General features: G+C 49.3%; 21 protein-coding genes and 1 pseudogene. 7 read left to right on the top strand and 15 right to left on the bottom strand.

Going from position 1 to position 26,842, the window contains the following annotated elements; translation table 11 throughout:
- Positions 1-91 precede the first annotated feature (91 nt).
- On the top strand, positions 92-400 hold the full coding sequence (locus B7992_RS02195) for a hypothetical protein (RefSeq protein WP_073161512.1): 309 nt from the start codon (positions 92-94) through the stop codon (positions 398-400).
- A 183-nt stretch (positions 401-583) separates the two neighbouring features.
- Positions 584-1,531 carry a PD-(D/E)XK nuclease family transposase gene (locus tag B7992_RS02200; RefSeq protein WP_088665497.1) on the top strand — a complete coding sequence of 316 codons (948 nt, stop codon included), beginning with the start codon at positions 584-586 and terminating at the stop codon, positions 1,529-1,531.
- Positions 1,532-1,572: 41 nt separating this feature from the next.
- Here the strand turns inward: B7992_RS02200 and B7992_RS02205 are convergent, their stop codons facing one another.
- The 4 genes from B7992_RS02205 to B7992_RS02220 form a co-directional block, all read right to left on the bottom strand.
- Complete coding sequence (locus tag B7992_RS02205) at positions 1,573-1,926, bottom strand: hypothetical protein (RefSeq protein WP_088665498.1); 354 nt, start codon at positions 1,924-1,926, stop codon at positions 1,573-1,575.
- Positions 1,926-3,050 carry a diguanylate cyclase gene (locus B7992_RS02210; RefSeq protein ID WP_088665499.1) on the bottom strand — a complete coding sequence of 375 codons (1,125 nt, stop codon included), beginning with the start codon at positions 3,048-3,050 and terminating at the stop codon, positions 1,926-1,928. Before B7992_RS02210 ends, B7992_RS02205 begins: the two co-directional genes overlap by 1 nt.
- A 79-nt stretch (positions 3,051-3,129) precedes the next feature.
- Positions 3,130-3,531, bottom strand: coding sequence for a hypothetical protein (locus tag B7992_RS02215; RefSeq protein WP_088665500.1), 402 nt, complete (start codon positions 3,529-3,531; stop codon positions 3,130-3,132).
- A 113-nt stretch (positions 3,532-3,644) separates the two neighbouring features.
- Complete coding sequence (locus B7992_RS02220; RefSeq protein WP_088665501.1) at positions 3,645-4,067, bottom strand: hypothetical protein; 423 nt, start codon at positions 4,065-4,067, stop codon at positions 3,645-3,647.
- 160 nt (positions 4,068-4,227) lie between these two features.
- On the opposite strand from B7992_RS02220, the pseudogene B7992_RS17325 reads away from it, so the two are divergent.
- A pseudogene (locus tag B7992_RS17325) lies at positions 4,228-4,956 on the top strand (Gfo/Idh/MocA family protein); the annotation flags it as partial.
- Between the two features lie 300 nt (positions 4,957-5,256).
- On the top strand, positions 5,257-6,174 hold the full coding sequence (locus B7992_RS17330) for a TolB family protein (RefSeq protein WP_369680973.1): 918 nt from the start codon (positions 5,257-5,259) through the stop codon (positions 6,172-6,174).
- 83 nt (positions 6,175-6,257) lie between these two features.
- Here B7992_RS17330 and B7992_RS02230 read toward each other — a convergent pair whose 3' ends face one another.
- From B7992_RS02230 to B7992_RS02275, 9 genes are all read right to left on the bottom strand, one after another.
- The gene (locus B7992_RS02230) at positions 6,258-7,544 is read right to left on the bottom strand and encodes a hypothetical protein (protein WP_141100339.1); all 1,287 of its coding nucleotides are present in this window, start codon (positions 7,542-7,544) and stop codon (positions 6,258-6,260) included.
- Between the two features lie 2 nt (positions 7,545-7,546).
- Positions 7,547-9,451 carry a hypothetical protein gene (locus B7992_RS02235; protein WP_088665504.1) on the bottom strand — a complete coding sequence of 635 codons (1,905 nt, stop codon included), beginning with the start codon at positions 9,449-9,451 and terminating at the stop codon, positions 7,547-7,549.
- 128 nt (positions 9,452-9,579) lie between these two features.
- Complete coding sequence (locus tag B7992_RS02240) at positions 9,580-11,397, bottom strand: S8 family serine peptidase (protein WP_088665505.1); 1,818 nt, start codon at positions 11,395-11,397, stop codon at positions 9,580-9,582.
- Between the two features lie 485 nt (positions 11,398-11,882).
- A complete protein-coding gene (locus B7992_RS02250; RefSeq protein WP_073159840.1) occupies positions 11,883-12,440 on the bottom strand; it encodes a hypothetical protein in 558 nt (185 codons plus the stop codon).
- 113 nt (positions 12,441-12,553) lie between these two features.
- Entirely contained in the window at positions 12,554-14,197 is a 1,644-nt protein-coding gene (locus B7992_RS02255; protein WP_073235941.1) for a glycosyl hydrolase family 8, read from the bottom strand.
- A gap of 88 nt (positions 14,198-14,285) precedes the next feature.
- Positions 14,286-14,912 carry a hypothetical protein gene (locus B7992_RS02260; protein WP_141100341.1) on the bottom strand — a complete coding sequence of 209 codons (627 nt, stop codon included), beginning with the start codon at positions 14,910-14,912 and terminating at the stop codon, positions 14,286-14,288.
- An 8-nt stretch (positions 14,913-14,920) separates the two neighbouring features.
- Positions 14,921-16,015 (bottom strand): hypothetical protein, encoded by a 1,095-nt coding sequence (locus tag B7992_RS02265; protein ID WP_073286306.1) that lies wholly within the window; start codon positions 16,013-16,015, stop codon positions 14,921-14,923.
- Between the two features lie 151 nt (positions 16,016-16,166).
- Positions 16,167-17,984 carry a PEGA domain-containing protein gene (locus B7992_RS02270; protein ID WP_088665507.1) on the bottom strand — a complete coding sequence of 606 codons (1,818 nt, stop codon included), beginning with the start codon at positions 17,982-17,984 and terminating at the stop codon, positions 16,167-16,169.
- 44 nt (positions 17,985-18,028) lie between these two features.
- Positions 18,029-19,534, bottom strand: coding sequence for a hypothetical protein (locus B7992_RS02275; RefSeq protein WP_088665508.1), 1,506 nt, complete (start codon positions 19,532-19,534; stop codon positions 18,029-18,031).
- A gap of 167 nt (positions 19,535-19,701) precedes the next feature.
- Between B7992_RS02275 and B7992_RS02280 the strand changes: the two genes are divergently transcribed.
- The 3 genes from B7992_RS02280 to B7992_RS02290 all read left to right on the top strand — a co-directional run bounded on the left by B7992_RS02280 (position 19,702) and on the right by B7992_RS02290 (position 23,030).
- Entirely contained in the window at positions 19,702-21,573 is a 1,872-nt protein-coding gene (locus B7992_RS02280; protein WP_083539769.1) for a hypothetical protein, read from the top strand.
- 83 nt (positions 21,574-21,656) lie between these two features.
- Complete coding sequence (locus B7992_RS02285) at positions 21,657-22,112, top strand: hypothetical protein (protein WP_073235959.1); 456 nt, start codon at positions 21,657-21,659, stop codon at positions 22,110-22,112.
- Positions 22,113-22,250: 138 nt separating this feature from the next.
- Positions 22,251-23,030, top strand: a complete 780-nt coding sequence (locus B7992_RS02290) for a hypothetical protein (protein ID WP_073235962.1) — start codon at positions 22,251-22,253, stop codon at positions 23,028-23,030.
- On the opposite strand, the gene dacB is transcribed toward B7992_RS02290, so the two are convergent.
- A complete protein-coding gene (dacB, locus tag B7992_RS02295) occupies positions 23,017-25,221 on the bottom strand; it encodes a D-alanyl-D-alanine carboxypeptidase/D-alanyl-D-alanine-endopeptidase (RefSeq protein WP_088665509.1) in 2,205 nt (734 codons plus the stop codon). The genes B7992_RS02290 and dacB overlap by 14 nt on opposite strands.
- A gap of 21 nt (positions 25,222-25,242) precedes the next feature.
- Positions 25,243-26,835: an extracellular solute-binding protein gene (locus tag B7992_RS02300; RefSeq protein WP_088665510.1), complete on the bottom strand. Its 1,593-nt coding sequence runs from the start codon at positions 26,833-26,835 to the stop codon at positions 25,243-25,245.
- Between the last annotated feature and the right edge of the window lie 7 nt (positions 26,836-26,842).

The following is a 26,842-nucleotide window of genomic DNA, read 5'->3' on the forward strand; positions in this document are numbered from 1 at the left end:
CAGCAACAGTGACCTCGGACGAGGCCACTGTTTTTTTGTTCAAACCTTTTCAAAAAAAAGATATATTAGGGAATAATTTAAAAGGAGTCTTATGAAAAAAATCGCTTTTGTAATATCTGCTGCAGCTGCTGTAGTCTTGATGCAAGGCTGTGCCGCTTCCGGTATATCAGCCGCCCGTTATTGGGACGGCCACAAGTTCCTGATGCTTGAAGATCATTGGGGCGAGCCTACAGAAAAGCAGGAAGCCGAAGACGGTTCCTACCGGGCAATATTCCGTGCCGGCGAAGATTGCACTGCAACATTCTACGTCAACCAGGCAGGCATCATCACGTCTCACAATTTTGTAGGACAATCCTGCAGTTTCGACGCCTACAACCGCCTGAAGAATATCGAGCACTAATCTAATAGGCACGCGAAGCGTGTCATTCTGATTACGCATCGAAATCGAGGCTTCTGAATTTACATTCTTTTAACAAAGTAACTCTTGCCAAATTTTAGATAAATTCTAATATTCATCCCGAGCGTTACGAACAGTCTCCTGAACACTTGAGTTAATCAAGTGTTTTTTCTTATAGGAGACAATATGCACATTCAAAAAACAACAAACATCATCGGCAACAACGAATCCCCCAAAACGGAAATCGCGTCTCTATTGGCGGATTGCGCCTTCAAGTACGTGTACACCCGAGACAATCCCAAATCCCGTGAAAACTTGCGGCAGCTGATGTCTACGCTCATTGGCAAAAAGCTGAAAAAGGCGGAGCCTCTAGCTACAGAAATTTTCGCGTCCGCACAGCCCAATACCGAAAAGACATCCCGCTTTGACGTGCGCGTGGTCATGGACGATGGCGACGAGGCCGATGTAGAAGTCCAGCTATGGACCGAAAAGGACGATTACGCCAAGCGGCTTTCGTATTACGGAGCCAAGCTCTACGCCTCCCAGGCGATCAAGGGTGCAAAATATAAGGAACTAAATAAATGCTACCAGATTATCATTTCGCAGGATTGCATTTTCCCGCACACCTCCTGGCTCCTGAACTTGGATATTTCCGCACAGGAAAATCGCATGTTCAAATTCGACACCATGCACTGGTGCATTATCCAGCTAAATTACCTGGAGCAGGCAATCCGCGAGGATGCGGGGCACGGTAACAAGTACTTGCAAAACCTTCTGGAATTGTGTAAATTTATCGCGGAACCCACCCGGGTTGAACCTTTTGAAGACGTGTACGAGGATCTTATGGCATTCAGCGCAGAGCAAATTGAAGCCTACCGCAAGGAAATGGAGGAGCGTCGTAGACTGGACGCGATTTCTACCCGCAAGTACACCGAAGAGCTGATCAAACAGCAGGAAGAGGAAATCGCAGAGCAAAAGCAGGCCATCGAAGCCAACAGGCAAGAACTTGCTGCGAACAAACAGGAGCTTGCAGCGAATAAGCAAGAGCTAGAAGCAGTGAAAGCCCAAGCCGACAAAAACGCCAAGGAACGAGACGCATACGCCGAGATTCTCAGGCAGCACGGCTTGCTATAATTTCAAATAAAAAAAGGCTGCGCTAAATTTCAGATTTAGCTTTACTTCAGCAGAATCTTCAGGAGAGATTCTGCCGTTTCATTTTCAACAAAACGGACGCCTGTCACGGGCCTATATTTAAAGGCCATGTACTTTGCAAGTTGCAGGGCAGCGAACTTGCGGTCCCGAGAATAGCAGACGGAAAGTTCATACGTTCCATCTTCTGCAGATGACAGGCAATCCATCTTTGAAGCCATTTCACAGATGGTCTCGTCAGGCAGTTCCAGCAGTTCCTTGATCTTATCGCCGTCTTCGGAATTCAATTTCAGCTCGATGCCATCAACATCTGATTTCGTCGTATTGGAGAAAATCGATTCCTTAAGGCCTAGGAAGGTTTTGTTGTTTGAAATTTGCATTAGCGAGACTTCTTGATTTTATACAGCTTTTTATCTGCACGATCAAATAGATCGGGAATGGTCTCGCCAGATTCCTTGACCGCATCATAGCCGATGCTTACAGATAAGGGGCACACAAAGTTTGCGGATGCCTCGGCAAGGGCGGCCTTGATTTCCTGCACAAGGCCATCGCACTCCTGCTCGCCATTGTACTTGGCCACCACCACGAATTCGTCACCGCCAAAGCGGGAAATAAAATGCCCCTTCGGACCACAGACTTTCTTGAGGACATTGGAAACAATGAGCAAGGCCTCGTCACCCTTCATGTGGCCAAAGTCATCGTTGATATGCTTGAACTTGTCCATGTCCAGCACGAACAAGTAAGCCTTGCCTTCGACAGGCGGATTCTGGATAAGACGATCCAGATAAATGTTAAACTGGTTCCTGTTATTCAGCTTGGTCAAGGGATCCGCAGAAACCTGCCCACGCTGATCCGACAGATGGTTGGTCAACAAGGTCAGCGCCATGCCCATGGCAGAACTGGGAAGATCCGGAAAGAACACTTCCAACGTCATGCCCACAATGGTAAAAAAGCCGAAGGACGACAGGGAAAGATACATGGAGCGGTCTACATAGAAGCGCTTATTGAATGCCCTGCTCAGGCAGCCAAACATGGGAACAAGCAGGTAAACGCCAAGAATAGCCACGTAAGGCAAGTACAAGGGACCGCGCATATAGCCATCGGCCGCATCCACATAAAAGACCCAGCCATTCCAAATAGAGAGAACGCTAGCCACCGCGAAGAACGCCACCGGCAAGGAAATCAAAATACGAATCCAGGTGCTAAGACTTGGCTTAATGAACACCCGCCTCACCATGTAGACAAGCCACATCCAGGGCAGCAAGGCCGTCACCGCAAAATAAAGTCCATTGAAAGCCCGGGTCAGAAAAATTCCATCAGCACCAAAGAAGCCTGGATAGGTCCCGATATAGAGAAGGCAGGAAGTGATGGCCACCAGCACGCTACGTACAAACAGAGCCCGGACGCCGCTATGGCGGATAGGCACATAGGCACTTTGCAGCACCAGCAGCAAAATGAAAATACAGAAAAATAAGACTCTTACAGATTGAGGGGTCATTGACATTAATATAAATACAAACCGAAAGGGGCGGCCAATCTTTTTCAGCCGCCCCACACTCTAGGCCGCTTTAAACCGCAGCGATCTACTTTACAAAGGGCCGCAGGAGGATTTCAGCCTCGTCGCCTTCCGCAAAACGGATGTCGCATGTGGGAACGTAATCGAAACTCACATACCGGCAAAGTTGCATGGCGGCAAACTTGCGATCCTGGGAGTAGCACATCGAAAGACAGAACATCCCGTTCTCGGCGGGAACGGGCCGCCCCACCTTGCCAAGGACTGCCTCCAGGGACTCCCAAGGCGTTTCCAGGAGCATGGCCACCTTCTTGCCGTTGGTAAAATCGTATTCCATATACGAGCCCTTCACGATGGAGTTGGTCAGGGTGTAAATGACGTTTTTCTTTAGGCCGAAGAAAGCCTTCTTGACCTGGATATGAGAATTCTTGAACAGGCCACAAGCCAGTTCCATGTTGTTTATAAATTCCATTTTCTTTCTCTTTTTTGAGTGGATAAAAGGGGGTTCGCTCGCTCGGGAAGGCAAGCGCGAAAACCGCGGTTAGTGACCGCGATGAACGTCTAATTTTTTTTGAGAAAGAAAGATTAACAGAGCATACGTTCTAAGGTGTACACAAAGTAATCCTTAGAAACGTTAGAGGTTCGGGTAGGAGGAATCCCCTGCTGCAAATGGATTGCATCCGACGTAACTGCACCATGCAGCAAATCGCTCCAGGGGCCAGCAATCTTGAGCAGGGCTCGGCTGCCAAGGCCACCCTGAAGTTTGCGGGAGCTTAGCCTCTTGAGAAGTTCACCCCTGATCGAAGTGCGGGGAAGCAATCCTCGAGTGTCATCCTGTGCATCAAGGATTGCAGCGGCTCCGTCTTGATGGACCATACCGGTTTGCAGTACTTCCTGTGACGTCCCCACATCTTTATCTGAAACATAGGCACCGACATTAATGCTCAGGAACAACGCAAAAATCGCGTTTACCAAAAGCATCAAGATATTTTGCCTAAGCCAGTTCATAACGAATAAACTACATAAAAATCGGGCCGGTCAGTTGTAATTTTTTAGAAAAAAGGCGATTTTTTTTGTCTACAGCCCTTTTTACAGAAGTAAACAGTTTTTGCTACCGCCACCCACCCGACCGCCCCCGGGCCGAAGTATATTTCTGTACATGGAAAACATGAAATTTGGGATTCTTGGGTGCGGCTATATCGCCGATTTGATGGCAAAGGCCGTAAAGACTTTAGAAAACAAGGGCATGGGCGTAGAACTTTACGCCGTAGCCGCCAGGGACAAGGAAAAGGCCCAGGCCTTCGCCTCCCAGCACGGGGCCCACAAATTTTATGGAAGCTATCAGGAACTGGTCAATGACAAGGATGTGGACCTGATCTACATCGCCACGCCCCACTCCCACCATTATGAACAGGCCAAGCTGTGCATCAACGCCGGCAAGAACCTGCTGATAGAAAAGGCATTCTGTGCCAACGCCAAGCAGGCCACCGAAATCATCGCCCTGGCACGCGACAAGGGCGTTTTCCTTTGCGAAGCCATGTGGACCCGATTCCTGCCAGCCGTGCAGACAGTGCGTCAGTGGATTGCCGCAGGACGCATCGGTGAAGTGCAAAGCGTCGAGGCCGATTTCTCGCAGCCCCTAACTCATGTGGAACGCCTGGTGAACCCCGCCCTTGCAGGCGGCGCATTGCTGGACCTGGGTATTTACAGCCTGACCTTCGCCGACCTGTTCCTGGGCGGACCCATCGCTAATCTGGATGCCCGCTGTATCAAGACAGACACCGGTGTGGATGCCACCGACTGGATCAACATTACCTACAGAAGCGGCAAGAAGGCCTACCTGAAAACATCCATTACGGAACCGTGGCATAACGAAGGAACCATCTACGGAACCCAGGGCCGTATCCGCGTGGTGAACCTGAACAACATGGAAGAGTTGCAGGTTTATGACGCCACCGGAGCCTTGGTAGAAAGCGTGAAACCGGAATGCCTCTGCAATTGCTATGAATATGAAGTCCTCGCATGCAGCCAGATCCTTCGACGCGCTTCGCTTGCTCAGGATGACACAAACGCAGGTTTGCTTGTTCAGGACATCGAAGCGGGAGAATGCGCGGAAATGCCCCTGAACAAGACCATGGAAATGATGGAGCTGATGGATTCCCTGCGGGAACGATTCGGTGTCAGCTACCCCTTTGAAATTTCGCCGGGCGACACCTGGAACCGCAATGGCGACAAGTCCATACTGCAGGTATTCGACATTGAAACCAGCCGCATCACCTCGCTGAAAAGATTCGACTTTGTCATCGAGGCCCCCAACTGGAGTGCCGACGGAACTTACCTGACTTACAACAGCAACGGACGAATCTACAAGATGGACTTGATCCGCGATAGCGACGGCAACCTCGCCGCCGGCAAAATCGAAGAAGTTCCCAGCCACTACGTAAACAACTGCAACAACGATCATGTACTGGATCCCGATGGTAGCGGCCTCTATGTCAGCCACCACACCAAGGAAGACGGACTTTCCCGTATCTACAAGATTTTCTTTGACGGACGTATGCCGCAGTTGGTGACTCCCCTGGCCCCCAGCTACCTCCACGGCATCTCCCCCGACGGAAAGCACCTGGCCTACTGTGCCGAACGAAACGGCGAATACGACATTTACACCATTCCTGCCGAAGGCGGAAACGAAACCCAGCTCACAACCGCCCGAGGCCTTAACGACGGTCCCGAATACGATTGCAAGGGCGAATACATCTACTTCAATTCCGTGCGCACTGGCCGCATGCAAGCCTGGCGTATGAAGGTGGATGGCTCGGAACAGGAACAGCTAACTTTCGATGAACATCGGAATACATGGTTCCCCCACATCTCGCCAGATCTGCAGAAGATCGTCATGGTGGCCTACCACGAGACTGATGTTCGCCCCGGCGAACACGTGCCTAACAAGATGGTGGAACTGCGACTGATGAGCGCCAACAAATCCGAGAACGGAACCCTAGACACTCCCAAGACTATCCTGAAACTCTTTGGCGGGCAGGGAACCATCAACGTGAATTCCTGGGCTCCCGACAGCAAGCACTTCGCTTTCGTCGTTTACGAAAAAGGCCGCTAATTTTCTGGCTAGTGGTGACAATTCACCATTCAATTTCAGACTGATGGTTGGCGAAGTTCTGCATTCAGAAACCGCTATGGCAATCAGATAGAGAATGTAAGGGACACCGTCACGAACATTCCGTTTCCGAAGCGGGCAATGGCACGGCTGTCATCAGAGATAATGGACGGTCCGCCGGAAGTTCCTCCTGCGGAAGGATCTGAAATTTCTCCGCCTTCTACTGAGTTCATGCCATCTGCGGTCTTCTGCACGTCAATGTAGAGGGGCACAATCTGACGAGCGTGTAGCGAAAGAGCCAGACGCCACCATTTAAGATTCAGGCCCAATCCGACAAAAGTTCCAAAACAGCTGGCCTCGCGACCGAACGCCGTTTCTTTGGAGGCTGTAGCAAAAAGTACCGTCGTCTCTTCAACTTGCTTGCCATCGATAGAACCGTCGGCGTAAAAGAAATCCGCCGAAACGACAGGCTCCAGCGCAAGGCTGCGGGTACCTCCTGCGGAACCGAGCCCGAAAGGTTTGCGGTAAGCGGCACCCACCATGACGGCAGAGATTTCCATGTCAGCGGTTTCTCTGAAATTCTTCTGCAAGAAGCTGAACGAAAGCACCTGCAGTACGGAATTGGGCAGGGCGCGGTTAGGGGCCAGAGATTCGTAGAAGCGGCTGCCCGAGTTGGTCAGATGTAATTCCATGCGGGCGGCAGCGGCGGAAACATTTACGGGGCCTATGTCAATCCCGAAATCAATCAGATGGAATGAACCCGAGAATGGCAAATACAGGAACCTTTTGCGATTACCGTCCTGGGAGCGAATTCCCTGCATGAACAAATCTGCGGTGACGTAAGTGTAGTTCAACTCCGCACCGAGCCGATCGAGGCCGAACCCAGCGCCCAGAATCCAGACGCCAAGGGAATCCCTGATGTAGTATTCTTCGTCGCGGTTTACCGGACTGCTGCTGACGTTCCCCAGGGAACCTCTCAGACGATATCCGCCGAATTCGACTTCGGCCCATGCGTCCTTCTGCAACAGGGACGATTCCCAGCCCGCATCAATTACAGGCAGTCCCGTCCCCTCTTCCGGGGTCCAGACCATACGGCCCACCCCAAGGGAAATCCCCTTGAAACTGGCACCCAGCAGCACATGGTCGAACTCGCTCTGGAACCCGGCCATAAAGTTTGCGGTATTCCACCTGACATCCAAATCCCAACCTTCTATCCACTGAAATTCCAGCTGAAGATAGTCAATGCCGCCAAAAAAGGTATGGGATCCAACATGTACCGAATCCCGGTTAGACAAAAAAAGCCCGCTGCAGGCAATTTCTGCACTGCAGGCGAGGCTTACGGCCATTAGGCAAATGGCGAGAACCTTACTCACGATTAATAGTCGTAATCGTAGTCGTAACCGTAGGATTCATCATAGCCGCTCTGATAATAGTCATAGTAGTAATCATCATCGTCGTAATCATCGTCTTCCATGAATGCTCCGACCCAGTCCCACAATTCATCCGTGGTCATCTTGGGGAACACACCGCCAAAAGTTACATCGGGGAAGATGATTACCTGCTTCAGTTCTTCTACGGATTCGAAATTGTCCAGTTCAATCACAGAAGCAGTCTTGTTTCCCTTGGCATCGGTAAAGTAGAACATATTGGGCCGCGTACTTCCACGAGTCTTCAAGAACTTGACCACGCCGTCTTCCACCTTGCAGAATTCCGGACTGATGGTATATGCGTACTTTTTCAGGATCAGGCTGTCCTTCATCTCGTAGTAAGAGGGCACGTAGTAATCCATCAGGCTGAGGGTTACGTCGCAGCCGTTTGCCACCACATCATAGGCGGCATCAGCATAGGTGTAAGACCCTAAATAGCCATAGACCATAACCATAAGGCCATCGGCAGCTTCATCGTCAAAGTAATATTTCTTGTCCACAATATAAGCGGAACGATTATCGATCGGGCCAGAAGTAGAGGCAACATTGTTTTCAGCCATAAATTCCAATTCAGAGGCACCAAAGGAATTTCCATCCAAGCCTTCTTCCCAGAAGCTGCCAGGAAGATCCTTGTACCAGTCAGCCGGATCCACAATCTTGTAGTAAGGCAGATACTTCTTGAAGTTGGTAATCTTGAAGAACTTGCCCAGGTTCACGACAATGCTGCGTTCGCCCAGTTTGAATTCCATGTCGCCATGGAGAGCATTCTTGAAGAAGTTTAAGGAATCAATAACCATCTGCAAGTCAGACACGCTGACATCGGCATCTTCGTCATTGCCCACCACATAGACATCATTCATCTGGGTGGCAAGACCGTTGGCGGCTTCGTTAATGCCATACTGCAAGCCAAGCTGCACATAGGTAATGGCGCTATCCAGCATATTGGGGATCGCTCCATAGGCTTCGGCCCAGTTATCCTTGATGGTTCCAAAGCTGTTGTCTGCATCCATAAGGCTCAGCAACTTCTTGACACCGGGATTGGTCTTGTAGTTGGAGATGTCCATGGAATCCAGGGTCTCAATCCAACGGAAGGATCCGTTTTCGGTAATGTCCACATTGACACTGGCCACGCCAACCAACAAGGCTCGCATCAAGTAGAGGGCGCCGAGGGCCGGGGCGAATTCACCATTGTCAAGTTCCACGGGGCGGCTGCCACCGTTATACTGAATCGTCACGTTACCATTGCGAACCACGTTGGTCAGGTAGGTAATGGCGGTATCCGTTACAGGCAGCAGGTTTTCGCCGATGGCATCCTGCACGCGCACGATTACGGACTTGCCAGAGGCTTCCTTAGCCAGGGCGCGGGAACCCACCACCACCTGAGCAGTCTGTTCACTAGAAATCTTGTAGAGGCTATAATTGTCGCCAGTCTCGATGGTACCATTGCCCCTCAAGGTATCGATCAAGGCCTTCAAGCCATCGTTATTGACAATGTTGGCGATAGAGGCAAGGGCGTAACCCACCTGGGCTTCACAGTTTGCAGGATTGCCTGCAAGAATGTTGCCGTAGGAACTCTTGACAGAGGCACCCTTCTGCTGGGCCCCCTGCAAATCACCATCGCTCAGAGCCTTGAAATATTCAACCAGGCCTTCCTTGTTTTGTTCCAGTGCATAGACCGAACCCGCATCAATGTCAGAGTTACAGCTAGCAACATCAAAGCTCTGCACGTCGCTAGAGCCAGCGGCAACTGCGTCGGAACTGGAATCGGAATCAGAGCATCCTGTAAAAACACCAGCCAAACCAAACATGGCAAGGCCGCATGCAGCAATCGCTGCAGACTTCACAAACTTCATGGGAAATCCTCCTATTTAACGACTACCCAAAAGATATCGAACAGGAATATAGCACATTTGTAAGCAAAAAAATCGTTCAACCCGAAAGTCGAACGATTTTTCTTTTTTAGCTAAGGAGTAAAGCCAAATTACCAGGATTCATGGAGGTTATAACCGAGAAGCACGCGGCCACCGTCGTTGCGGTAACGCTTAATGACGATCTGGATGTCATCGGAAGACTTAGCCTCGAAGTCAACCATTTCATAGCCATTCATGCTAGATTCGCTTTTATATTCCACACGATTACCCATTTCATCCTTGGTAATGACCTTGAGGTCAATATCCTGATGAACAGTGTTCCTGCTGATCATGTTATCACCGCGCATGAGCCAGGCGATAGCAATACGATAACGTCTGCCCTTAGTGATACCAGATTCGGTAAATTCGATAGTGTTGGAGTTGCTGAAGTGGCTGGAGTTCTTACCCATCCAGTAACGGGAACGGTTGTTGGTAATCATTTCATCGAACTGGGGGAGACCCATGCCAATGTCACCAGCATGGTCGGAAACACGACAATCCTTTTCGTAGGCATACTTAATTATATCAGCGTCGGAAGCGTCAGTGGCAGTAGTCAGCAACAGAGCCTTAACCACTTCCGGATGCCACCTATAGAAGGAATTCAAGGAAATCAAGTCAGAAACCAGGCCTGCGGTATAAGCAGCAGCAACTTCAGATCCATAAGCAGTCGGAACATACGGATCACCAACGCTAAGATTAGTATTGCCCGAATAAATATCATAGGTCTTGTCTTGATCTATGTACAAATATCCGTAACCAGAAATTTCAGGCTTGATAAAATTGGTACCCGAAGCAGAGAACGTCGGATTGGAAATCGATGGGTAAAACACCTTTTTTTGCATAGGTTTGATTGCACCAACCGTAATCGCATTCAAGGCGGCAGCATTATTATTTGCCATTTCCATCGGAGCAACGCCTACCACACGGTTGTAGTAGATGTAGTCATCCAGAATAGCGGACTCTTCACCATAGATATTAAGATTTCCAGTGTTATTCTTATAAGCAGATGCATTCATAAGACCAACAGCAAGATTCTTGTTTTCTGGATTTTCGGGAAGAACTGCAAATCTCTTCTGATCTTCGTAGCAACCTTCATCATAAACGTAGACAAGTGCTTCGGGAGCGACATGAGAAACCGTTCCGGCACGACGAGTGGTCCTAATCCTAGTTTCAGCATCGTGAGAAGAGGATTTAGAGCAAGTATAACCATTCATCTTATTCTGAAGACCGCTATAAGTATTGCCCTTGTCAAAAGCAAAAACATTTGCATTATAACCATAGGCGGCATTATTGTGAGCGTATAGTCCGACACCGGTATTTGCGTGAGCATGTTCAATATTAAGGTAATAACCATAATGGTAACCATAATACTCGCTGCCGTACGGAGCAGTATTAGAGGCACGAACACTATAGGTCGGAGCAGGAGGATACAGGGTAAAGGAGCTAGGAATAGCAACCTTGGGAGCCACGTAATTACGATAGTAAGAACGGTAACGCTGTTCGATGGAATTTACGTCAGATTCGTAAGACTTCTTGCTCACGGCATTACCCTTATCGTACAGGTAATACTGTTCGCTATAACCCGGACGAGCAAGCATACCCTTAGAAACAAATGCGCCATAGACGGTTTCGATATTGTCGCTATCATCGTTGAACGGATTGTCCTTGTACACATCCTTCATGGAAGAGTATACTTTGCTTGTAGAAGTTGCTGCCAGGGGTTCGGCAGTCTTCTGAACGGTAGCGTTCTTGAGAAGGACGGGCTGCTTCTGATCTGCGCCAATGGCACGACCGAGAACATCTCGCTTAAGGGTGACTGTATTTTCTGCAGAAGCGTAGGCACCAGCGGCAACTACACCTACAGCCAGAACGGCAGTAAGTTTTTTCATCGTTTTCCTCTTTGTAACCCTACGCATTGTGAAAATGCGAACAAAATTTAGATAGAGATTCTTTTATTCAAAGGCCTACAAGAATAAAATATTGTCTCAGGAAAAATCGCATGATAAAAATCACGTAAAAACGCACATCACTCACGTTTTTTCAATTTTCGAACAAAAAAAATAAAATGCAAGACCAAGAAACTCAAGGACGTAATAAGCAACACTGAATAGTCACTAGTCAAGTTCAGACGAAAAGGAAGAATTCCAAAGAAAAACAACTTATAACGCAACAGAACCAAAACACCTTCGTACCCAAAACAGGCCATACCAAAATAGTAGATGAACAGCACAGGCATTTTAAAGTTAAACAGCATCTCGGCTCCTTTTCTCTGTTACATCTTCATAACAGTTATCGGATCTTGATGCTGACTTGTCAAATACTTTTATGCAAAAGTTCTATTCAGATAACGAACGACAGACTTTAGAAATCTCAATTACACGTCAAATACAGCAGCGGTCTCTGCCGCCTCGTTTTCGGCGCAGGCGAGCCAATAATCGAACTGTCCATCCACAAATTTCTGTAGAGGTTCTTCAGCAGATCTGGCAGCGTGTTCATATAACTTGTGGAACGTAAAATCCTGCTTTTTCGGAGTCTTGGACTTCAATTCCACACCCTTGGTAAAGCTGAGCAACTTCTTGGTAGAAAGTTTGACCTGCACATAGGCATGCAATTTTTGAGAAAGCAAATTGCAGGTCCTGTACAAATCATCATCGGTATATTGTTCATCTCTGGGGAAGAACTTTACAGAAAATGCAGTAAGCAGGTGACTATAGTCCCTCTTTTCTAAAACAAGTCTGCCGCTCACATTTCCGCAGTCAAACAAAAAAGAAACGTACCTGTCAAAGCGTTCTTTTTTTACAAAAGGTTTGAGGAACGGAGCATCATCTTCAGTCAATGGCAGCGGGCGCAAAATGCCCCTGTCGTTCATAGGAACAATATTCTTCTCAATGTAATAAGGGTCCTCAACAGCCAGGATCCCGGTCTTTACCATATCACTCATAAGACACAAACCAGATGATCCAAATATAGAATGAAAAAAGCCTCCCCGTAAAAGGGAGGCCATGCAAATGTCGTACCGATGCGCGGGCGTCGGCGGATCTACACTTACTTGATTACCTTGAAGGTCTTGTTACCGACCATCACCAGGAAAGCACCCTTGTTGCTCATGGGAATTTCATGGGAAGCGGAGCTGACCTTGGACTTCATCATGACTCGGCCGTTCATGTCGGTCACGGAGAAGTTGGTGCCTGCGGCAACGTTTTCGATAACGATGGCGCTATTGGTAGACCATACGCGGGCGGCGTTCATAGCCTTGACAGAAGTAATCGCAATGGCAGCGTCGACGACAGGAGCGCTCTGCTTGCCGGTAATGGTGACTTCGTAAAGCTTGCAGCCTTCAAATGCGTTGATGGTGGTTTCCTTGTCATAGGTAACGCCATTGTATTCGGTACCTTCAACAGTCTTCTTTTCCACGGTGGGCTTGGGCTTCCAAATCTTGAAAGTGCCAGACAGGTGGAGCATGGAGAGGTAGTGAACCAGACCATCGTAGTAGCGGTACTGACCGGTCATCAAGCTTGCGTTCCAAGCCTTTTCCAGGTTGGTCTTGATAGCCTTTTCGTAAGACGGATTGTTGGCCAATGCCATGGCGGCAACAGCGTTGGCACCGGTTTCGCCCAGGGTGTAGGATTCAGAGGGATTGGAACCATCCCAGTTGAAACGGGCGTGCTGGTAACCGTCCTTTTCGAAGAAGTCGATAATGCGCTTTGCCATTTCTTCTTCGCGCTTTGCGTCGGAACCGAACAGGTAGTAGTCCATACCGAAGTTCATAGCGCAACGCATGGCGTCGTACATATACCTGGTAGCGTCGTTATTGAAGCTAACGGCGTGGGGAGTACCATCGAAGTTATTGTAGTCAGAGAACAAGCCGGAGGAGGTGTTGGAGGACTTGTAAAGGTGATCGCGGGTTGCCTTAGTAGCGGCAGTCCACTTGTCGGTATGAGTCTTGGACCAGCGAGCGAAAAGGTCTACGTAGGCCGGCAGGTCGTAAGACGGGTCGGACCAGGTATTGTTACCGTTAGTGGGCTGGAAGGTAATGATGTAGGAAGAGGTGTTGAACAGCTGATGGTTATAGTTGCTCCACATCTTGTCCAAGATGTACTGGGCGTCGTCCATGTACTGGCTATCGCCCCAGCGGTTTGCAGCGAAGAGCAAGGACATCATGAAGTACATTTCGCCATCGGGTGCGCAGTTGTCGTCGCCGCCCTGGCCGTTGTCGCCACGCTTCCATGCAAAGTAGCCATCCCAGTCGCCAGACTTGTGCCACATGTGATTCTTGGCCCAGTTCCAGAGCTTGTCGAATTCTTCCTTGTGGTTGGTCTGAACGGCGATCATCATACCGTAGGACATGCCTTCGGAACGGACGTCGTTATTGTTGATATCCTTGATGTAGGCTTCGTTGCCGTTATCGTAGTAGACCTTGGAGTTGTTGTCGCCCTTGAAGTAATGGTTCCAAAGCTGATCCATTTTTTCCTGGATTTCAGCATCGGTCTTGCCCAAGAAAGTCTTGAAGGGGCTGGTGTAGTCGCCGGTGTAGTATGCGCCAGAATAGTTGGTCTGGTCGCAGTCGGGACCGAAGTAGCCACCGTTTTCATCGAAGAAAGACGGAGCAGTGTAAATCGTTTCTGCAGCAAAGGCTGCAGAGGCACCCAGCAACAGGCCAAGAGAGAGAGAGGTCAATTTCTTTTTCATGCCCTTAATGATAACCCCAAAAAAAGGACGTGTTTAGGGTTTTAGCGAAAAAAGGATTGTAAAGTTTTACAACACCCCTAGACGAAAATCACCCCTCGAACAGGCGGCAGGCGCGACTCTCATCCGGCTTTTCGAATACAAAGGTTAGATGTACCGACCCGCAACTATTCCCAAAATCCTCAAGGTCGTTCATCCACATGGTCCTATAACCGGGGATCCTGATCTCGACCCAGGTGGAGTTGCACTCTTCTCCCGAGACTTCGGGAATCTTGATGACCTTGCCCCACTTTTTCTTTTCGATGTAATTCACGATGCTGACGTAATCCCTAGAAGATACTGCCGCAGACAGGCAGATTCCGTATACAAGGTGAAAAGTTCCCGACCAGGAGATCCCCCAGGGGACTTCTTCCACCACCTTGTGCAATACCTTGGTCATGGACTTTCCGTCAAAGCGGATGTAAAGCGAGCCTATGCGACCAAGGCCTCCAAGCCCCGAAACGATACTGCTCGAAGGCACCTCGGACACACCGTCGGTTTCCCAGTCCACGAAGGTGCCGGGCTCCGCCAAAAAGCGTTCGTCGTGTACGGTGCAGCGGCAACTTTTAGGGAGGGCGATTTCCTTGAGCAAGTCGGAGAATTCCACCCCGCGTACGGTTTCAGCCCCCTCCGCCCAGACCCATACGGCACAGAGCATCACAACACAGAACAACCTCATAATCACCCCTAAATCAATCCTTCTGCAAACTCATGGTAATCCACCTGATAATCCCCAGAGAAATCTGTATACAGGAAGGGATCGGCGCACACCTTCGTAAAGGCGTAATTCAGCAGTGCATTCTCTAGAAGTGTTGCATTCGGTACAGAGGGAGCCAGATCCTCTTCAAGAAATTTCAACATCAGGGAAACCCGTTTGCGCAATGTTTCTAGACCTTCGTGCAAGTAATCCCGATCATTTAAATCAGGATTATTTTCTAAGGAAATTTCAACATAGCCATGGGTTGTGGCAAAGCGCATTTCGGATCCATAGCATTCTCCCGAATCAAAAGCTTTCTGGCACTGTGCTAGCGCTCCATCAAGGGACTTGACATACCTGCACATATCGCCCAATGTCTGGTCACTCTTTACCCGCTGTTTTACCTCATAGTAATTTTTGTTCTGTAGCCAACCCACAGTCTGGCGTCTTTTCAGGCCTTCAAAAACATCCCTTTGATCCGTGGTGGATTTGCCGTACTTAAAGTACTGTGCATAATTGTAGAGTACCTCCATGGAACCAAAACACCTTCTACCATACATCAGAAAGAACTTGCGACGAAGTATCGCTTCATCGGTAGACTTAGTGATGATGTAATAACCGGATTTGGTACAAATACATTCAATCCCATCCGGATTTACAATCACCTCGTACAGCACCCGCGAAGACGATCCCGCCTCGAATAATTCATTGGAACTAATCTTAAGGCCGCGATCAAGTTCATCGGAGTTCAATCTGGAAACAGCCTGATTTAGCGAAACCGAGGAATCAAAAGTCACGGTCACCACGCGGCCGCTAAACACCCACTTTACGCTGGAAGAATCCACTTTCAGCGAAACCTTGATGTTCCCTGCCACAGTCTTGGGAATCGGCAAGGTACAACCCTCGCCAAAAATCGATTGCACCATCTGGGCCACAATTTCTTCGCGAGCCAGCGATTCAGGCAGTTCCACCATGAGTTTGTTGTCCACAACCAGCAAGGATTCCCCTTCTAGAAGACGACGGAAACGGAAGCCCTCAGGCGTCTTGGCCCGATTCATCCAGTAACGCACATTTCGAGTGGGCATGTTGAAACTGATCCGTCTCCTTTTAATTTCCCCCTTAAAGTCAGACGAATTCAACCTGATATAATCATTAATGTGAAAAAGATCCCGCATACACCATTATATCGTGTACACGGGACCATTTTGTCAAATTCAGCCAAGGATGGATTGCGGCCTAAAAGGCCTTTCTACCCACGGTAGGAGCGTAACGGTAGCCAAAAAATATGCTGTTGTCGGAAGTAAGGTTCTGGGCAGTGTCTTCAAGCACACCTCCACTAACACCCACATAGAATTCATGGTTCCTTGCAAACCTGAAACCCAATTCAAACATGCCCACCGCAGGGACTGACTCTAGATCCAACATGCCTCCATATTCCATACTTACATTAAAGCTTAAGCCGGCCCTCGCAAAGAATTTAAAACCTGCCCAACCCACGCCCAGCACACAGAAGGCATCAATGTTTATCAGTTGCACATCATCACTATAGCTAACATAGTCGCTATAATAATAGTAGTCGCCATAATAGGAGCTGTTGCTATTGTAGATATCGTATTGAATATTCTGCGTTTCAAAAGACATGCCTAATCCGAGGCCAAAAACAAAGCGGCGGCTGGTGGCCAGGTCATATTCAAAACCTAAGCCAAATTTAAAATCCGTGTCAGAACGCTCCTCTCCGTTGCTTGTATAAAGCAATCCACCAAAAGAAACGTTAAAGAACAACTTGGTTTCACGACCGATTGTATCCTTGGGCATACCCGATCCATCAAAGGTCGAAGCCTTTACCGGTGCGTCCAGGTGAGAAGCCTGGTAGTCTTCTTTTCCGTAAACAGACGAGTATTTTGAGGGTTTGTACACATAGCGGTTCTTCTGGCCCGGTTTAAGGTCAGTAACCATGGTCTCCTTGCGTACGCCCATCTGGATCTTGGCGCAAACGGGAACCTGCCCCGTATAAGGAGTTACACCCACTTGAACCCCATTCACGTACACAGGCTCCGGATCATCCCAATTTCCATTTTCAGCAGACTCGATAGTAATACCAGCCATGGCCACATCTAGAGCCTTGCTAAACTTCAGCTTACTTCCGTTAGACACGTTCACCGTAGATTCACGCGTTTCGTAACAGCGATGAGAAACTGCAATCTTGTAATTGCCGGGAGCCAATCTAAACTTGGAGCCGCTCTGAGTCTTGCCATTTACAGTCACCCGTAAATGGCCTGCAGCCTCGTAATTATCCGTAAACACAGGAGCCACCGTAATCGTGCCGAAGTTAGCCTCCATAGAAGCCCACAATTTCTGATTATCCTGCCTTACATCGACGACCGTATCCAGATCCTTATAATTTTCACTAACAAAAAGGAATCGATGACGTCCGGGAGTCAAATACACGTTACAGGGAGTATTCTTACAGGACCCCTGAGGCTTTCCATCTACACTGAGCAAGGCACCAACCGGATCCGTTTGCACATCCACCACATAGCTACGAAAATCGTCGGCTTTGGAAGCCGGCACACCTGCGGGTCCGCCCTTCACCAGTTCAAAAAGTTCTGGGGCCTTTTCTTCGATATCTTCGATGAGGCCCTCCGCATCGGGCTTACGGGCGGTAAAGCTCCCCACCAGTTTATTGGATGCGGTTTCGTAGAGTTCCACAGTCAAGGTCAACTGCTGACCGAACATTCCGATACGCCCCTGGGCAATAAAGTCAGCGGCAATATTTCGGCCAGTTTCAGCCAGGCACGAACCTTCACATTCCTCAATCGTCTTACCCGGAGGCAGCATGGCGTTGATGTTCTCGCGAGTCATGATGGTGTAATCCATATAGGCAGGCAAGGTACGACTGGCAATTTCGCGGAGCTTATCGGTCAGGTACATTCTTTCGGACAGGCCAAGAGCACCCGTACTAGACATTGTCTCCAGAACAGCCACATAGGTTGCAAAGGAATTTACCACCAGGCAAAGCAAAAAGAGAACAGTAAACTTTATACGAGCACTCATAATAATACGCAATAACGATGATTGCAAAAAAAGATAAAAACTTTTTATTCAATCAGACCGTTAGCGTATATTACAACCTCTTCGACGTCGGAATCCGTATACAACAAGGGATCTAGCGATACCACATCTGTGATTTTTTTCGCAAGTTCCTTGCGGGAGCGAACAAGATCCCAATTATCCAAAAGAGATTGCAAAATATGGATCCAGGAATCCACTGTTTCAAAGAACGTCTCATAATCCCCAGGAGAACTCAAAACACCGGGGCTATGCCATCCCCGATAATCAATTTTCAAGTGGCAATTTTTAGGCGCACCGGCCTGCATGATCTTAAGCAAGGGCGAAAGCAGATTCCACTCATTTATTGTCCCAAAATCACAGAAACATCTCAGCATATTTTCAAGACACCATACGTCACCAAAGTACTGCTTGTACTTGAAATCCCTATATTCCTCTAGGGTCGGAACGGTCATCAGGAAACAGTCACTCACACAAAGTTCAAGAGGATGTTCAAACAGGTCGCGAAAAAACTGAAAAAAATCCGCCCTCGAAAAGTCCATATATACCCCACCTTTATATCGACTTAAATCATTGGAAAGTTCGGTTCCGCCTACCAGGTAACCACGACTTTCAACAGAGCAGACGAATTCAACAAAGGTAATATTACCGTCGGCATCGTAATCCCACTCAAAATAATTGACAAAGTCACCCCAAAAGTCATTTTCATCTGCAGGCTTTCCTTCATATGGATCACAGGAATAGAAACAGACATCAGACACTTGTACCGTATCTAAATCATGTTCAACTTTTATGCGGGAATCTCCAGTATCTGCATAGTAGTGTTCCACAAAATGACGGGCCATTTTTAGCAGGCCCCGCGGAGTGGTGTCGTTACAAGTCGCTACAAACTTGAGTCTAAACCGACTGGTCGACTTGGTTTCCTGACCACACAGGAAACTATAGGTCCTAGGGTACAAGATTTTTGCCATAGGGCAATTAGGCAGGTACGCAGCCGTCTCCATCAAGCGATGGAAAATACCATAGGCAGAAAAGGTTTCTGAATCACCCAAAGTATAACCGTCAATTCGCCCCGCCTTATGTTCCGCCCAATAATCAGAAGACTGGATTCTCGGAGATAAAAAGGAATCGTTAAATTCTAGAAACGAGATGCGTTCATATTCCGGAAAATCTCGTACAAACCGCTGACCTCGTTCATGGGGGGCAACGACCTTGAGAAGGTCCCCATAGCTTGCAGTTCGCTTGCGCTTCCACTTTTCCGAAAAGCGATACTCCATAAAGCCATTCCAATCGCCCTTGATTTCTTGTTGAATATTGTACAGGTGCGCCATACCTAGACGAAAATCAACCAGTTGACTTACGAGGCGTTCAATGTTTCGCTTCGTATGATGTCCTACAACCTCGCTGTAGAAACCGACGCTCATTATGTCTTCTCCAGGTAGACAGCCTTGTACGATACCCACGCCCCTCAAAAGTCTCCAGACGCCATAGAGATTCTTTGACCCGAACTTAAACCGGCGAAAGTTTTCAGACATACACGCACCTCAAAAGCATTATCGTTTTGAGTGTGAGCGGTGTCAAGTAAACCTTTCATTTTTTACAGCTACTGTTCCACTTGAGAATAGGGCTTTGGGACTTTTCCATTATAAAGGGCTTTATGTCAGCATATATTACATAGCATACTTTTGACAAGGAGCCTTTCATGATTTTCCCAATTTTAACATCACGAAAAGTGCTGATGGCAGCATTGCCTTCGGCCATGCTCCTTGCAGCCTGTTCTAACGAAGACTTGATCAACGCAGAACAGGCAGTTAACGCCAACGGCGAGATTACGGCAAACGTTACGGCATCGGGCACAGTCTCCGGCTCGACCGCAACCAATGTCCAGAGCGTTCCCACCTGTTCCATGGTTAGTGTGTCTAGCGGCATCCATGTCATTTGCAATGGAACCCTAGTCGGAGTGTTGACTAACAGCCAGGTGAATACGTCTGGAACAAATACCGGCAATCAGGAGTTGGCGGGCTGCGACCTGATGGAGCTCGAGAGCAACCTCGGCTACACAGTGACTTGCGGCAACAAGTCCGGAGTAATCCTGAACGGGAAGGATGGTAAAGATGGGGCAGACGGCAAAGCCGGTAAGGACGGCACCTCCTGCCAGACCACTCCTATTCCCGATGGCTCCGGCATCTACGTCATTTGCGACACCTCCGTGGTGGCGGTCTACAATGGTCGCGACGGCCTTGATGGCGCAAATGGCGTAGATGGCAAGGATGGCGTCGACGGTAAAGACGGCCGTGACGGTGTTGACGGCAAGGATGGCGTTGACGGTAAAGACGGTCTGAACGGCCGCGACGGCGTAGATGGCAAGGATGGCGTTGACGGTAAAGACGGCGCCGACGGTAAAGATGGTGTAAATGGGAAGGACGGCACAAACGGTGCCGACGGCAAAGACGGTAAGGATGGCAGGGATGGCCAAGATGGAGTCAACGGAACGGATGGCGTTGGGTGTCGCATCCTGAATTCCTCGGACTCCACCCTTACCGTTGTTTGCGGTACCGATACCAGCACGATCAAAGCCACCATCTATAACAACTACACCAACGGAACCCAGACCAGCATCACCTACGAACCGGTCATCGTATATGTTTCCTCCAGTTCCAAGGCTCCCACCAGTAGCGCTGCCCAAGTGACGGTGAACCCCCAGCCCGCCTACAGCTACAGCGTGGAACCGGGAGTCGTAAGCGGATACTGCGGAGCATACTATCCTGGATGCGTTGGTTGTATGACAACTATATACCATGGAGATTCCGTCAAGTTCCAGTTCGACGCCAACGAAACTTCCTCTATCGTAGACATTCTCAATTCCGTTTACGAATGGAAGTTCCCCGGTGCCACCATGGCCTCTTATGATGCTACCGGCAACGACGGTATTGTAACCGCCAACGTGTTCTACGACACCATCGGAACGTTCTACTCCAAGCTTTCCATCAACGGAAATGGTTACGAAAGATGCGGCGGTTATGTAGAGGTAAAGGCATCCCAGATCAGAAACTGTGCCTGTACCGAAGATACCGAAAACACCACCGATACCCATCGCGCCTGGAAACTGAGCGGTTGCCAGTCCTACGCCCCCATTACCAGCTATACCTGGGATGGTGTGGAATCCACCTCTGCCGACGGCATGAGTGCCCTGGCCCCCTACGAATACGAAGGTCAGACGAGGGTGACCCTGAAGAACTCCGACAATACGGTAAAGGAAGTGGCTTGCGGCTATATTCTGGACAACATGACCGGATATACCTTCACCCGCCCCGGCACTTACTACCTGACCTACATGTGCAACAAGGTTGGTCGTTCCTTTGTAACATTCAGGGCCCAGAACGAAGAAAGCGAAGGCATGTGGGTCACGAGCAAGACATCCGCAGAAGTGAACTACAGCACGATTTCCAACACCCTTTACGGAAACGTAAACTACAGCAGATTCTTCAACGCAAGTTCCAACGAGAACGCATCCGGCTCCGCAATCGCCTTCATCTTGAAATCCGGTTCTTTCAGAGTCCACTGCGATTACTAATACAAAACAAGTCTACTCCTCCAAATCAAAGTCCGCTCGCTGCATTTCAAATCCGGCGAGCGGATTTTTTCTATCCTTGTGATATGAGCATCAACGACGCCACAGCCCTCATCAAGAAACTTTCGCCCCTTATGGACGAATCTTCCGAAGTATTTCGGGAGCTGGCCTTCTTTTTCGGAGGCAGCGCCAAGGTGATGGTAAATCAGGCGGACCTGACAAAATTCCTGGGCCGCAAAAGGCTATACCGCGTGATCCGTCTGAAGGGCGAATCCTACAAGGATTGCGTTTACCAGCTGGTAGATGACTACCCCGAATCCATGGAAGCACTGGGCATGCTCAGGTACTACAAGGCCCCCGCAGGCAAAATCCAATGGCAAGAAATCGAGAACGCCGAAATTGCCATGGGCAAGGAACTGACCATGAATGCCTACGGTTGGGCCCCCGATGCATGGACTGCCTTTGAATCCGGCGCCACCAAAAACGACAGCGAAGAAAGCCCCCTCCACGAGATGGTGGCCATTCTGGCCTTCGATTTTTAACGGATTTTTTCTCCCCCCCGCCTTTTAAAGGTGTTTTATAGTGTTCTAAAACACTCTTATCATTTATTTTACCGTTAGACGTTCAAAATGTGCGTTCACATAGTTATTATTCTCTAGTGAATTAACTCGGAGGATTCAATGGCCGACGCCGTCGCAATTTGGAATGGATTTTTGCAGAAAACAGCAAGTCTCCCTGGAATCAGGGTCGACAGGAACGAGTACCTGACCAAGGAACTCAAGCTTTACTGCACCCAGGAACAGCTGGACATGATCCCTTCGAAACGTCCTTACGCCATTGTCAACGAAGACGTGATCGATCGCGTTGCAACGGCATGCATCCGTAACCACACCATCGCCGTCACATCCGCCTCGGCTGTTGCAGGAATCCCCGGCGGCATCGCCATGCTGGGCACTATTCCCGCAGACCTTTCACAGTACTATTTTCATGTGCTGGTACTCTCGCAGAAGTTGGCTTACCTGTATGGATTCCCCAATATGGTTGACAACGACAGCGGCGAACTTTCTGACGTGGCCCTCGACATGATGACCATTTTCGTGGGAACGGTCATGGGCGCAGGGTCGGCATCCCAGGCCATCCACTCCCTGGCGCAAAAGCTGGCCAAGCAGGCCCTGGAACAGCTCCCCAAGAAGGCGCTGACCAAGACTGCCATTTTCCAGATGGCAAAACCCATTGCAAAGATGCTGGGAATTAAGCTAACCAAGAAGGGATTCGCCCAGGCCGTCAGCAAGGCAATTCCCTTTATCGGGGCTCTTGCATCGGGCGGCATTACCGTAGCCACATTCCTCCCTGGAGCCAAGAGGCTGCAGAAAGAACTGATGGCCCAGCGCGGCCTCTTCGCCAACGAAGAGATCAACCTGACCAGCTACGAAAAGGCAACCGAAACTACTGCGGAATAAATTCGAAGAGAACTATGCCAGGAAGCTTTCCGCGGCGACTTTCAAGATAATCTGTAAGGGGAACTTCCACCACCTGCTTCTGCAAGGAAGAGGCGTGGCGCAGCTGCGGCAACTGACCGGGACGCAACACAACGAATCCGGTGTGGGTCACGTCGATCTTTTCGGACTTGGCCACAAAGGCAATTCCAACCACAGTAAAGGGACCCTCGTAGGCACGAGACATCAGAACCATAGCCTTGTCATAAGGCAGGTAACGAAGGTCTGTGGGTTCGTCGTCCCTCTTACGGGTAATGCCCTTCGCCTTAAAGAATTCCTTTTTGGGCATGGTGCGCTGAATAATGGTATCGCCAGGCAGAGGCAGAACCCTGGCATACTTGCTGCCATTCACCCAGTCAACAATCATGTAATGTTTGCGATGAGCGAAATCAATAATGCCCTTGTAGTAGCGAATACGCTGAAGGGTATTGAAAATTGAATCTTCATCCGCGGCCCTTGCCATAGCCAAGGCATGTTCCAGATAAGTTACACAGTTCACGGAATCCATGTTCACCAAGGGTTTATTCTCGATGGTATCCAGATAGCTTTCACCCATAGCGGCCAGCAAGTAGGGCTTACCGATCATAGCCTTGGAGAAGTAATCCAGACGTTCATGGAAAGGTTTGATGTGTCTGGCAGACAACCACAAAGATTTCATTTCCATGAGGGAGGCGTAACTGTCGTTGGTCTGCATGACAATGCGGGTCCACAGAGTATCCAACACATCTTTCAATTTGGCATCGGGGTTCTTACCGGTATCATTCAGGTACATGGCCAGGGCCAGAGTATCGCCATCCATGGGGAACACATAACCCACCAAGGCATGGGCTTCACCAATGAATCCTGTCTTGAAGCGGGTAAGCCAAGGATAGGGATTTTCCAGCTGACGCTTGCTACCTGTACCAGCGCCAGGGCCAGCAAAACTGTTGATATAATAACTGCCCTTGGGATGACGAGCCATCTTTGTCAGCAACAAAGTTTCTGTAGAGGGCAGCAATTTGTTCTTGGGAGAAAGTCCGCAACCGTCCCACACTTCAAAGTGGGTAGAGTCTATTCCCATTTCGGCAAGGAACTTGCGTTCCATAGCCTTGCCGCCTTCGACGCTTCCTTCCCCAGCCATCTGTGCGCCAAGATTGCGGAACAAGGCTTCGGCGTGGAAGTTCTGGCTGCGCTGATTGATTTCGTCAAGGATACTCAACAGTGGAGCGGCGCTAAAGGTGAATTTCTTGATCTCGATACCGGGAGTAACCGTGCTATCGGGAACGTAGCTGAGGCCCTTTTCCTTGAAGGCGTGCATCAGGGCTGCCCTAAAATAAGCCACCGGATTTCGCACAGGAAGAACCAGCTGATTGGAATCAATGCTAGTGCCAATGGTACCGCCAAGGACTATCTCGGGTCTTACCGGATCCAGAGCCCATGTCCATCTCTTGGAACGCCCCTTAACCGTCTGCAGTTCATTCTTGAGAACCACATAACCTACATCGGGAACGATTTCGGCAATAGCACGATCACCAGGTTTTGCACCGGGCTTAAAGCGGATCATGGTGCAGTTGTCATTAAAGTTCAGGGGAGCGATTTCTGCACCGTACCAGGCATCATAAAAATTCTTGCGCCAATGCTCAGCCTTCCAGGGGCCAGTGTAATAACTGGTATCCAAATTCAAGTTTCCGCGGATAGTATCAATCCCAAGGCTCTTGATAGAATCAGCCATGGCATACAGGGCGTCAAAGGGATCCGCATAATAGCGTCCCGAAAAATTTGGATCCCCTTCTCCACGAACATTTACGGTTCCTACGAAAACCGGCTTCAGGTCATAGCCATCCATACCCTTGTTCTTCTGGATACTGCCCAACAGAGAAATCTCGGTCTTGGGTTCATAATCCAGAGGCAGAAAATGCAGGGCCGTAGCCGTAGTCAAAGTCTTTAATGTACTTGCCGGAGTAAACTTTTCGGAGCCGCGAATCTGACCCAGTTCCACACCGGATTTCACAGAACGGATCGAAAGACCGAAACGGGAACCCGGCACAACAGAATCCACATAAGACTGGAAAGGGGCCAGGTCAAAACCGGCAAGGGCGTTTACACAAAGGAACATCGAGAGCGCCGTCATCTTGCGGGCCATCGAAAAATTCTTAAGGCTAGAGAAAAGCTTCATATTCAGGAAACCGTACAGGCATCAACGCTTGCGGCGCAAGACAACAACAATAACGACAACAACAAGGACAAGAGCCGCGGCAGCAACTAACACGACAAACAGGGGACGTTCTGTTTCCTGAGGTTCTTCGCGGATTTCATTTTCATGTTCTTCTACAGGTTGCATCAACGCCAGGCGGATACAAGCCCATAAGGAATCTCGGTCTAGGCCGCTTTCGTGGCGGAGCAGGCTATCAATCTGTTCGTGTGCGGCAAGAACCACTCGAGGAATTTCATCGGACTCATCACTGCTGGTGTCTGCCAGGGACTTGGCAATGCGGCCCACCATATTGTTCATGACCACTTCAACTTCACGCCATTCAGGAATGTTAATGAAGCTGCGGCCATCCTTTTCGAGACCATTAATCAACTGGTAATAGCGGGAGTCCTGAGCCCACAGGTGGATCAGGCTGCGGTCTGCCGGCAAGAAACCGATCTGACGGGAATACTGGTCCACGTTGTCGGCGCGGAGCAGGAACAGGAACAAATCCGCAGCCTCCTTCTGACGTTGGGCTGACCTGTAAGACAGAAGCTTCGGGAGAGCCAGATGACTTCCGCCCACGAAGGTAAAGCGACCGGCAGGTCCCTTAGGAGAAGGGATGACAGCAATGCCATCTTTAGCCAGGGGACTTTCCATAAGGCCACCCACATCACTACCGAATTCCATCTTGCGGATGATTTCGGAGGTCCCGTGAATCATGAGCATTTCGGAACGGACAAAGCGGTCGGCAATCTGACTGGAATTTTCGCGAAGACCGTTAGGAGAAATTTCCCGGTCGCGGACAAACTTGAGATAATGACGCAAACCTACCAGGGAAGCAGAATCCACCAGGGCGCTGCGATAGCCAGAGAATCTAGAGGAATCGTTCTCGTGGACCTCGCATTCCACCACCAGGTCACCACCAAAACTCCACAGGATCGGAGCCATCTGCTGTTGAGCAGTCCAGTCTTCGCGTACACCAAATTCAAAAGCTGTCACAGGACGACCGTAACCATTCTTAAGCTGAGCCTTGGCCACGGAACGCAATGTTCCATAGAATTCAGGGAAGTTCTCTACATCTTCATCGTTAAAGCCCATAGAAAGCCACAGACGTTCATTCACGAACAAGCCGCGCACATCCAGGAACCATGGCAGGGCGTAAGTTTCCTTGCCACGTCCAACGTGAGTCGCCTTCATAGCCTCGCTATAGAAGCGTGTGGAGTCCACAACATCCAGAAGGGAATCAATGGAGGAAATCATACCAGCATCGGCAAAGTAGGGAACCCAGCTGGAGCCCAACTGCACAACGTCAGGGACTTCGACACCAGAAGCTTCCACCTCAGAAGAGTCCATAGCAAACACGCGCTGCAATTCGTCAAAAGCCTCGCCCCAATTCAGGAAGCGAACCTTTACAGGCTTCTTTGTCTGCTGGGAATACTTACGGGTAATCTTCTGCAGGGCAAACCCTGAATTGACACCGTCGTCCATAACCCACAGAGACAGAGTATCCTTGGCAGGCACCGCATGCAGCTCGGGATCGGCAAAAGCCGCTACCGAGAAAACAACCAGCAGAAATAATCCAAAGATCTTATTCACTTTTTCT

The sequence above is a fragment of the Fibrobacter sp. UWH1 genome, from assembly GCF_002210365.1.
GTDB lineage: Bacteria > Fibrobacterota > Fibrobacteria > Fibrobacterales > Fibrobacteraceae > Fibrobacter.

What these genes read in the sequence shown, in the direction of transcription:
- B7992_RS02285 (WP_073235959.1), top strand. Translation starts at nt 21,657, where the DNA reads ATGAGCATCAACGACGCCACAGCCCTCATCAAGAAACTTTCGCCCCTT.
- B7992_RS02270 (WP_088665507.1), bottom strand. Translation starts at nt 17,984, where the DNA reads ATGAGTGCTCGTATAAAGTTTACTGTTCTCTTTTTGCTTTGCCTGGTG.
- B7992_RS02235 (WP_088665504.1), bottom strand. Translation starts at nt 9,451, where the DNA reads ATGAAGTTTGTGAAGTCTGCAGCGATTGCTGCATGCGGCCTTGCCATG.
- B7992_RS02265 (WP_073286306.1), bottom strand. Translation starts at nt 16,015, where the DNA reads ATGCCCACTCGAAATGTGCGTTACTGGATGAATCGGGCCAAGACGCCT.
- B7992_RS02240 (WP_088665505.1), bottom strand. Translation starts at nt 11,397, where the DNA reads ATGAAAAAACTTACTGCCGTTCTGGCTGTAGGTGTAGTTGCCGCTGGT.
- B7992_RS02275 (WP_088665508.1), bottom strand. Translation starts at nt 19,534, where the DNA reads ATGTCTGAAAACTTTCGCCGGTTTAAGTTCGGGTCAAAGAATCTCTAT.
- B7992_RS02210 (WP_088665499.1), bottom strand. Translation starts at nt 3,050, where the DNA reads ATGTCAATGACCCCTCAATCTGTAAGAGTCTTATTTTTCTGTATTTTC.
- B7992_RS02280 (WP_083539769.1), top strand. Translation starts at nt 19,702, where the DNA reads ATGATTTTCCCAATTTTAACATCACGAAAAGTGCTGATGGCAGCATTG.
- B7992_RS02205 (WP_088665498.1), bottom strand. Translation starts at nt 1,926, where the DNA reads ATGCAAATTTCAAACAACAAAACCTTCCTAGGCCTTAAGGAATCGATT.
- B7992_RS02255 (WP_073235941.1), bottom strand. Translation starts at nt 14,197, where the DNA reads ATGAAAAAGAAATTGACCTCTCTCTCTCTTGGCCTGTTGCTGGGTGCC.
- B7992_RS02215 (WP_088665500.1), bottom strand. Translation starts at nt 3,531, where the DNA reads ATGGAATTTATAAACAACATGGAACTGGCTTGTGGCCTGTTCAAGAAT.
- B7992_RS02260 (WP_141100341.1), bottom strand. Translation starts at nt 14,912, where the DNA reads ATGAGGTTGTTCTGTGTTGTGATGCTCTGTGCCGTATGGGTCTGGGCG.
- B7992_RS02250 (WP_073159840.1), bottom strand. Translation starts at nt 12,440, where the DNA reads ATGGTAAAGACCGGGATCCTGGCTGTTGAGGACCCTTATTACATTGAG.
- B7992_RS02220 (WP_088665501.1), bottom strand. Translation starts at nt 4,067, where the DNA reads ATGAACTGGCTTAGGCAAAATATCTTGATGCTTTTGGTAAACGCGATT.
- B7992_RS02195 (WP_073161512.1), top strand. Translation starts at nt 92, where the DNA reads ATGAAAAAAATCGCTTTTGTAATATCTGCTGCAGCTGCTGTAGTCTTG.
- B7992_RS02200 (WP_088665497.1), top strand. Translation starts at nt 584, where the DNA reads ATGCACATTCAAAAAACAACAAACATCATCGGCAACAACGAATCCCCC.
- dacB (WP_088665509.1), bottom strand. Translation starts at nt 25,221, where the DNA reads ATGAAGCTTTTCTCTAGCCTTAAGAATTTTTCGATGGCCCGCAAGATG.
- B7992_RS02290 (WP_073235962.1), top strand. Translation starts at nt 22,251, where the DNA reads ATGGCCGACGCCGTCGCAATTTGGAATGGATTTTTGCAGAAAACAGCA.